At 65.4% G+C, this 1,267-nt stretch carries 1 protein-coding gene; it reads left to right on the top strand.

From position 1 onward, the window contains the following. The first annotated feature begins 24 nt into the window (after nucleotides 1-24). Nucleotides 25-1,266, top strand: coding sequence for an arginine deiminase (arcA, locus tag DW645_RS09825; RefSeq protein ID WP_117774421.1), 1,242 nt, complete (start codon nucleotides 25-27; stop codon nucleotides 1,264-1,266). Nucleotide 1,267 lies beyond the last annotated feature (1 nt).

The following is a 1,267-nucleotide window of genomic DNA, read 5'->3' as shown; positions in this document are numbered from 1 at the left end:
GGCCCGAAAGAAAGGTAGGAGGCCATGACGAAAGGTCTGCACGTGCCTTCCGAGATCGGCAAGCTCAGGAAGGTCTGCCTGCACCGTCCCGGCGACGAGCTCCTCAACCTGCCGCCCGACGAGCTCGAGCGACTCCTGTTCGACGACGTCCCGTTCCTGGAGGTCGCGCAGCAGGAGCACGACACCTTCGCCCAGATCCTGAGGGACCAGGGCGTGGAGGTGCTCTACCTGGAGAACCTCGTCGCCGAGGTGTTCGACCAGGTCCCCGGCGCCCGCGCCGAGTTCACCGACCAGTACATCGCCGAGGCAGGCATCCGCGGCCAGCAGATGCCGCAGATCGTCCGCGAGAAGCTGGACTCCATCGAGGACAACCTCGAGTTCGTCAAGAAGACCATGGCCGGCATGACCAAGGCCGAGATCGACATGCCCCTCACGGCGTCCACGACCCTCGACTCCCTGGTCAACTCCGAGTCCGAGTCCGACCTGATCATCGACCCGATGCCCAACCTCTACTTCACCCGCGACCCGTTCGCGGTCGTCGGCGAGGGCGTCAACCTCAACCGCATGTACTCGGTCACCCGCAACCGCGAGACCCTGTACGGCAAGTACGTCTTCAAGTACCACCCCGACTACAAGGACGTCTCCCTGTACTTCCGCCGCGACTGCCAGTTCCACACCGAGGGCGGCGACGTGCTGAACATCAACGAGAAGACCCTCGCCGTCGGCATCTCCCAGCGCACCCAGGCAGCCGCCATCGACGTCATGGCGCAGAACATCTTCTGGAACTCCGACTCCAAGGTCGAGCGCATCCTGGCCTTCGACATCCCGGTCTCGCGCGCCTTCATGCACCTCGACACGGTCTTCACCCAGATCGACGTCGATAAGTTCACGATCCACCCCGCCATCATGGGCACCCTGCGCGTCTACGAGCTGACCGCCGGCAAGAACCCGGGCGACGTGAACATCCGCCTGATCGAGGACACCCTCGAGCACGTCCTGGAGGACGCCACCGGCGTCGACCAGGTCAAGCTGATCCCCTGCGGCGGCGGCGACCCGATCGCGGCCTCCCGCGAGCAGTGGAACGACGGCTCCAACACCCTGTGCGTCGAGCCCGGCAAGATCTGCGTCTACGCCCGCAACACCGTCACCAACGACGTGCTGTACAAGGAGGGCCTGGACCTTCTCGTCGTGCCCTCCGCCGAGCTCTCCCGCGGCCGTGGCGGCCCGCGCTGCATGAGCATGCCCTTCTGGCGCGAGGACCTCTAAG

The sequence above is a fragment of the Collinsella sp. AM23-17 genome, assembly GCF_003470945.1.
GTDB classification, from domain to species: Bacteria; Actinomycetota; Coriobacteriia; order Coriobacteriales; family Coriobacteriaceae; genus Collinsella; species Collinsella aerofaciens_O.
Note: the sequence above shows the minus strand (reverse complement) of the source record. Positions and strands in the feature narration are given on the sequence as shown.

What these genes read in the sequence shown, in the direction of transcription:
- arcA (WP_117774421.1), top strand. Translation starts at nt 25, where the DNA reads ATGACGAAAGGTCTGCACGTGCCTTCCGAGATCGGCAAGCTCAGGAAG.